The sequence below is a fragment of the Escherichia sp. KCJ4928 genome (genome assembly GCF_004352695.1).
Lineage (GTDB): Bacteria > Pseudomonadota > Gammaproteobacteria > Enterobacterales > Enterobacteriaceae > ECMA0423.
Map to the genome: position 1 here is coordinate 1 of NZ_SJWV01000189.1, position 7,397 is coordinate 7,397.

The window sequence follows — 7,397 nt, forward strand, 5'->3', positions numbered from 1 at the left end:
TTTTCATGATATCAACTTGCGATCCTGATGTGTTAATAAAAAACCTCAAGTTCTCACTTACAGAAACTTTTGTATTATTTCACCTAATCTTTAGGATTAATCCTTTTTTCGTGAGTAATCTTAGCGCCAGTTTGGTCTGGTCAGGAAATAGTTATACATCATGACCCGGACTCCAAATTCAAAAATGAAATTAGGAGAAGAGCATGAGTTCTGCCAAGAAGATCGGGCTATTTGCCTGTACCGGTGTTGTTGCCGGTAATATGATGGGGAGCGGTATTGCATTATTACCTGCGAACCTAGCAAGTATCGGTGGTATTGCTATCTGGGGTTGGATTATCTCTATTATTGGTGCAATGTCGCTGGCGTATGTATATGCCCGACTGGCAACAAAAAACCCGCAACAAGGTGGCCCAATTGCTTATGCCGGAGAAATTTCCCCTGCATTTGGTTTTCAGACAGGTGTTCTTTATTACCATGCTAACTGGATTGGTAACCTGGCGATTGGTATTACCGCGGTATCTTATCTTTCCACCTTCTTCCCAGTATTAAATGATCCTGTTCCGGCGGGTATCGCCTGTATTGCTATCGTCTGGGTATTTACCTTTGTAAATATGCTCGGCGGTACTTGGGTAAGCCGTTTAACCACTATTGGTCTGGTGCTGGTTCTTATTCCTGTGGTGATGACTGCTATTGTTGGCTGGCATTGGTTTGATGCGGCAACTTATGCAGCTAACTGGAATACTGCGGATACCACTGATGGTCATGCGATCATTAAAAGTATTCTGCTCTGCCTGTGGGCCTTCGTGGGTGTTGAATCCGCAGCAGTAAGTACTGGTATGGTTAAAAACCCGAAACGTACCGTTCCGCTGGCAACCATGCTGGGTACTGGTTTAGCAGGTATTGTTTATATCGCTGCGACTCAGGTGCTTTCCGGTATGTATCCGTCTTCTGTAATGGCGGCTTCCGGTGCTCCGTTTGCAATCAGTGCTTCAACTATCCTCGGTAACTGGGCTGCGCCGCTGGTTTCTGCATTCACCGCCTTTGCGTGCCTGACTTCTCTGGGCTCCTGGATGATGTTGGTAGGCCAGGCAGGTGTACGTGCCGCTAACGACGGTAACTTCCCGAAAGTTTATGGTGAAGTCGACAGCAACGGTATTCCGAAAAAAGGTCTGCTGCTGGCTGCAGTGAAAATGACTGCCCTGATGATCCTCATCACTCTGATGAACTCTGCCGGTGGTAAAGCATCTGACCTGTTCGGTGAACTGACCGGTATCGCAGTACTGCTGACTATGCTGCCGTACTTCTACTCTTGCGTTGACCTGATTCGTTTTGAAGGCGTTAACATCCGCAACTTTGTCAGCCTGATCTGCTCTGTACTGGGTTGCGTGTTCTGCTTCATCGCGCTGATGGGCGCAAGCTCCTTCGAGCTGGCAGGTACCTTCATCGTCAGCCTGATTATCCTGATGTTCTACGCTCGCAAAATGCACGAGCGCCAGAGCCACTCAATGGATAACCACACCGCGTCTAACGCACATTAATTAAAAGTATTTTCCGAGGCTCCTCCTTTCATTTTGTCCCATGTGTTGGGAGGGGCCTTTTTTACCTGGAGATATGACTATGAACGTTATTGCAATATTGAATCACATGGGGGTTTATTTTAAAGAAGAACCCATCCGTGAACTTCATCGCGCGCTTGAACGTCTGAACTTCCAGATTGTTTACCCGAACGACCGTGACGACTTATTAAAACTGATCGAAAACAATGCGCGTCTGTGCGGCGTTATTTTTGACTGGGATAAATATAATCTCGAGCTGTGCGAAGAAATTAGCAAAATGAACGAGAACCTGCCGTTGTACGCGTTCGCTAATACGTATTCCACTCTCGATGTAAGCCTGAATGACCTGCGTTTACAGATTAGCTTCTTTGAATATGCGCTGGGTGCTGCTGAAGATATTGCTAATAAGATCAAGCAGACCACTGACGAATATATCAACACTATTCTGCCTCCGCTGACTAAAGCACTGTTTAAATATGTTCGTGAAGGTAAATATACTTTCTGTACTCCTGGTCACATGGGCGGTACTGCATTCCAGAAAAGCCCGGTAGGTAGCCTGTTCTATGATTTCTTTGGTCCGAATACCATGAAATCTGATATTTCCATTTCAGTATCTGAACTGGGTTCTCTGCTGGATCACAGTGGTCCACACAAAGAAGCAGAACAGTATATCGCTCGCGTCTTTAACGCAGACCGCAGCTACATGGTGACCAACGGTACTTCCACTGCGAACAAAATTGTTGGCATGTACTCTGCTCCGGCAGGCAGCACCATTCTGATTGACCGTAACTGCCACAAATCGCTGACCCACCTGATGATGATGAGCGATGTTACGCCAATCTATTTCCGCCCGACCCGTAACGCTTACGGTATTCTTGGTGGTATCCCACAGAGTGAATTCCAGCACGCTACCATTGCTAAGCGCGTGAAAGAAACACCAAACGCAACCTGGCCGGTACATGCTGTAATTACCAACTCTACCTATGATGGTCTGCTGTACAACACCGACTTCATCAAGAAAACACTGGATGTGAAATCCATCCACTTTGACTCCGCGTGGGTGCCTTACACCAACTTCTCACCGATTTACGAAGGTAAATGCGGTATGAGCGGTGGCCGTGTAGAAGGGAAAGTGATTTACGAAACCCAGTCCACTCACAAACTGCTGGCGGCGTTCTCTCAGGCTTCCATGATCCACGTTAAAGGTGACGTAAACGAAGAAACCTTTAACGAAGCCTACATGATGCACACCACCACTTCTCCTCACTACGGTATCGTGGCGTCCACTGAAACCGCTGCGGCGATGATGAAAGGCAATGCAGGTAAACGTCTGATCAACGGTTCCATTGAACGTGCGATCAAATTCCGTAAAGAGATCAAACGTCTGAGAACGGAATCTGATGGCTGGTTCTTTGATGTATGGCAGCCGGATCATATCGATACGACTGAATGCTGGCCGCTGCGTTCTGACAGCACCTGGCACGGCTTCAAAAACATCGATAACGAGCACATGTATCTTGACCCGATCAAAGTCACCCTGCTGACTCCGGGGATGGAAAAAGACGGCACCATGAGCGACTTTGGTATTCCGGCCAGCATCGTGGCGAAATACCTCGACGAACATGGCATCGTTGTTGAGAAAACCGGTCCGTATAACCTGCTGTTCCTGTTCAGCATCGGTATCGATAAGACCAAAGCACTGAGCCTGCTGCGTGCTCTGACTGACTTCAAACGTGCGTTCGACCTGAACCTGCGTGTGAAAAACATGCTGCCGTCTCTGTATCGTGAAGATCCTGAATTCTATGAAAACATGCGTATTCAGGAACTGGCTCAGAATATCCACAAACTGATTGTTCACCACAATCTGCCGGATCTGATGTATCGCGCATTTGAAGTGCTGCCGACGATGGTAATGACTCCGTATGCTGCATTCCAGAAAGAGCTGCACGGTATGACCGAAGAAGTTTACCTCGACGAAATGGTAGGTCGTATTAACGCCAATATGATCCTTCCGTATCCGCCGGGAGTTCCTCTGGTAATGCCGGGTGAAATGATCACCGAAGAAAGCCGTCCGGTTCTGGAGTTCCTGCAGATGCTGTGTGAAATCGGCGCTCACTATCCGGGCTTTGAAACCGATATTCACGGTGCATACCGTCAGGCTGATGGCCGCTATACCGTTAAGGTATTGAAAGAAGAAAGCAAAAAATAATTAGCTCGTACAAGGGAAGTGGCTTGCCACTTCCCTTTTTTGCTCATAAGGAGAACACATGAAAACACCCTCACAGCCGCGCGCGATATACTATATCGTGGCGATCCAAATCTGGGAGTACTTCAGTTTTTACGGCATGCGTGCCTTACTCATTCTCTATCTCACCCATCAGCTTGGTTTTGATGATAACCATGCCATCAGCCTGTTCAGCGCATATGCTTCTCTGGTTTACGTTACCCCTATTCTCGGCGGCTGGCTTGCCGACCGCCTGCTCGGCAACCGCACTGCAGTGATTGCCGGCGCGCTGTTAATGACCCTTGGCCATGTGGTGCTGGGCATTGATACAAATTCAACCTTTAGCCTGTATCTGGCGCTGGCAATCATTATTTGTGGCTACGGTTTATTCAAATCAAACATCAGCTGTTTGCTTGGCGAGCTCTACGACGAGAACGATCATCGACGTGATGGCGGTTTTTCGCTGCTGTATGCTGCGGGCAATATCGGTTCTATCGCCGCCCCAATCGCCTGCGGCCTGGCTGCTCAGTGGTATGGATGGCATGTTGGCTTTGCCCTTGCGGGTGGCGGCATGTTTATCGGTTTGTTGATTTTCTTAAGCGGGCATCGTCATTTCCAGTCCACGCGTAGTATGGATAAAAAAGCGCTCACTAGCGTGAAATTTGCCTTACCAGTATGGAGCTGGTTAGTGGTGATGCTCTGTTTAGCCCCAGTATTTTTTACCCTGCTGCTGGAGAACGACTGGTCGGGATATTTGCTGGCGATCGTTTGCCTCATTGCCGCACAAATCATTGCCCGCATGATGATCAAATTCCCCGAACATCGCCGTGCTCTTTGGCAAATTGTATTGTTGATGTTTGTCGGGACATTGTTCTGGGTACTGGCACAACAGGGCGGCAGTACCATCAGCTTGTTTATCGATCGCTTTGTGAATCGTCAGGCATTCAATATTGAAGTACCTACAGCACTATTCCAGTCGGTGAATGCAATTGCGGTGATGCTCGCTGGGGTTGTACTGGCCTGGCTGGCGTCGCCAGAAAGCCGCGGCAACTCAACATTGCGCGTCTGGCTGAAGTTTGCCTTTGGCTTACTGCTGATGGCTTGTGGCTTTATGTTGTTGGCATTTGATGCCCGACATGCAGCGGCTGACGGTCAAACGTCAATGGGCGTGATGATATCCGGGTTGGCGCTAATGGGCTTTGCCGAACTCTTTATTGACCCGGTGGCGATTGCGCAAATCACGCGTCTGAAAATGTCTGGCGTATTAACCGGGATCTATATGCTGGCAACAGGCGCGGTCGCCAACTGGCTGGCAGGCGTCGTGGCACAGCAGACGACAGAGTCGCAAATTAGCGGTATGGCAATTGCAGCTTACCAGCGATTCTTTTCTCAGATGGGAGAGTGGACGTTGGCTTGTGTCGCGATCATCGTCGTATTGGCCTTTGCTACCCGTTTTCTGTTTAGCACGCCGACGAATATGATACAGGAGAGCAACGATTAACTGTCGTAAAAACAATTGGTTATGAATAAATTAACTTTCAGTTTATAACACTAGCAAATCTAGATTAATAAGTCATTTAAACCATTTTGATGGTTATTTATTAGTGATATCAACTTGAGGTAAGCGTTAGTTTCGATAAGATAAACTGAGTTATTAATAGTCGAGGCAGATAATACAGTGTACCGATCTGTCTCTTTATCTACGCTAAATTGAAAGCTGGATTTAGAGGAACCAAAATGTCTGAACAAGAAACACGGGGAGCCAATGAGGCTATTGATTTTAACGATGAACTGAGAAATCGCCGCGAAAAACTGGCGGCACTACGTCAGCAAGGTGTGGCGTTTCCCAATGATTTTCGCCGCGACCATACCTCTGACCAGCTGCACGAAGAGTTTGATGCGAAGGATAACCAGGAACTGGAATCCTTAAACATTGAAGTCTCGGTTGCTGGCCGAATGATGACCCGTCGTATCATGGGGAAAGCCTCCTTTGTAACGTTGCAGGATGTCGGTGGCCGTATTCAACTGTACGTTGCAAGAGATAGCCTGCCAGAAGGTGTTTATAACGATCAGTTTAAAAAATGGGATCTGGGTGACATTATCGGTGCCCGCGGTACGCTGTTTAAGACGCAAACCGGTGAGCTTTCCATTCACTGTACTGAGTTGCGCCTGCTGACAAAAGCACTACGTCCTTTACCAGATAAATTCCATGGTCTGCAGGATCAGGAAGTCCGTTATCGTCAACGTTATCTGGACCTCATCGCTAACGATAAATCCCGTCAAACGTTTGTTGTCCGTTCAAAAATTCTGGCCGCTATCCGCCAGTTCATGGTCGCGCGCGGCTTTATGGAAGTAGAAACCCCGATGATGCAGGTAATTCCAGGTGGGGCATCTGCTCGCCCGTTTATTACCCATCATAACGCTCTGGATTTAGATATGTACCTGCGTATCGCGCCGGAGCTGTATCTGAAACGTCTGGTTGTAGGCGGTTTTGAACGGGTATTCGAAATCAACCGTAACTTCCGTAATGAAGGTATTTCTGTTCGCCATAATCCTGAGTTCACAATGATGGAACTCTACATGGCGTATGCGGATTACCACGATTTGATTGAACTGACAGAGTCCCTGTTCCGCACCCTGGCACAAGAGGTTCTGGGTACCACTAAAGTCACTTATGGCGAGCATGTGTTTGATTTCGGCAAACCGTTTGAAAAACTCACCATGCGCGAAGCAATCAAAAAATATCGTCCAGAAACCGATATGGCCGACCTGGATAATTTTGATGCTGCTAAAGCATTAGCTGAATCTATCGGAATTACGGTAGAGAAAAGCTGGGGGCTGGGACGTATTGTCACGGAGATCTTTGATGAAGTGGCAGAAGCACATCTGATTCAGCCAACCTTTATTACGGAATATCCGGCAGAAGTGTCACCGCTGGCGCGCCGTAATGATGTTAACCCGGAAATCACCGACCGTTTTGAATTCTTCATCGGTGGTCGTGAAATCGGTAATGGTTTTAGCGAATTAAACGACGCAGAAGATCAGGCTGAACGTTTCCAGGAACAGGTTAACGCTAAAGCTGCAGGTGACGACGAAGCCATGTTCTATGACGAAGATTACGTGACTGCGCTGGAATATGGTCTGCCGCCAACCGCTGGTCTGGGTATTGGTATCGACCGAATGATTATGCTGTTTACAAACAGTCATACTATTCGCGACGTTATTCTCTTCCCGGCGATGCGCCCACAGAAATAAATTTCACTTTAATGAACGAAGCAGTCAGGCGACTGCTTCGTTCGTCGTTCCGCAAATCCAGTTTTGAGGAGAGACGCTTCGTTTCACGATAACCAGCGGGTCCACTCAACTACAGCTCCTAAAAGAGAGAAAAAAGTAATGCCACAGGCAGACTCATTGGCCAGGTTATTCCGACCAGGAATGCACTAAGTAAACGAATATGTGTTTTCTCATGTGAGATAAACCAGATAATGACAAAGGATATGTTCACACCAATCACATAAAAAATTAATATTTTAGAGAATAGTGCCATTTTTTATGTTCTTCTTATCCTTCCTGGCTACTTGTAAAACTGACGGAAATAGTCATCAACTGTCATAATG

The 7,397-nt window shown here is 47.4% G+C and carries 5 protein-coding genes; 4 read left to right on the forward strand and 1 reads right to left on the reverse strand.

Features of this window, described 5'->3' with window-relative positions:
* Positions 1-203: 203 nt before the first annotated feature.
* The 4 genes from cadB to lysS all read left to right on the forward strand — a co-directional run bounded on the left by cadB (position 204) and on the right by lysS (position 7,035).
* A complete protein-coding gene (cadB, locus tag E0D98_RS19635) occupies positions 204-1,538 on the forward strand; it encodes a cadaverine/lysine antiporter (RefSeq protein WP_000092909.1) in 1,335 nt (444 codons plus the stop codon).
* Between the two features lie 79 nt (positions 1,539-1,617).
* Positions 1,618-3,765 carry a lysine decarboxylase CadA gene (gene cadA / locus E0D98_RS19640; protein ID WP_001295383.1) on the forward strand — a complete coding sequence of 716 codons (2,148 nt, stop codon included), beginning with the start codon at positions 1,618-1,620 and terminating at the stop codon, positions 3,763-3,765.
* 58 nt (positions 3,766-3,823) lie between these two features.
* Positions 3,824-5,281, forward strand: coding sequence for a dipeptide/tripeptide permease DtpC (gene dtpC, locus E0D98_RS19645; protein WP_000856832.1), 1,458 nt, complete (start codon positions 3,824-3,826; stop codon positions 5,279-5,281).
* A 236-nt stretch (positions 5,282-5,517) separates the two neighbouring features.
* Positions 5,518-7,035: a lysine--tRNA ligase gene (gene lysS / locus E0D98_RS19650; RefSeq protein WP_001295074.1), complete on the forward strand. Its 1,518-nt coding sequence runs from the start codon at positions 5,518-5,520 to the stop codon at positions 7,033-7,035.
* A gap of 118 nt (positions 7,036-7,153) precedes the next feature.
* Here the strand turns inward: lysS and ghoT are convergent, their stop codons facing one another.
* Positions 7,154-7,327, reverse strand: a complete 174-nt coding sequence (gene ghoT, locus E0D98_RS19655; protein ID WP_001173343.1) for a type V toxin-antitoxin system toxin GhoT — start codon at positions 7,325-7,327, stop codon at positions 7,154-7,156.
* Positions 7,328-7,397 lie beyond the last annotated feature (70 nt).

Bases quoted from the DNA above. Each gene is read 5' to 3' on its own strand.
- cadB (WP_000092909.1), top strand. From the start codon at position 204: ATGAGTTCTGCCAAGAAGATCGGGCTATTTGCCTGTACCGGTGTTGTT.
- cadA (WP_001295383.1), top strand. From the start codon at position 1,618: ATGAACGTTATTGCAATATTGAATCACATGGGGGTTTATTTTAAAGAA.
- dtpC (WP_000856832.1), top strand. From the start codon at position 3,824: ATGAAAACACCCTCACAGCCGCGCGCGATATACTATATCGTGGCGATC.
- lysS (WP_001295074.1), top strand. From the start codon at position 5,518: ATGTCTGAACAAGAAACACGGGGAGCCAATGAGGCTATTGATTTTAAC.
- ghoT (WP_001173343.1), bottom strand. From the start codon at position 7,327: ATGGCACTATTCTCTAAAATATTAATTTTTTATGTGATTGGTGTGAAC.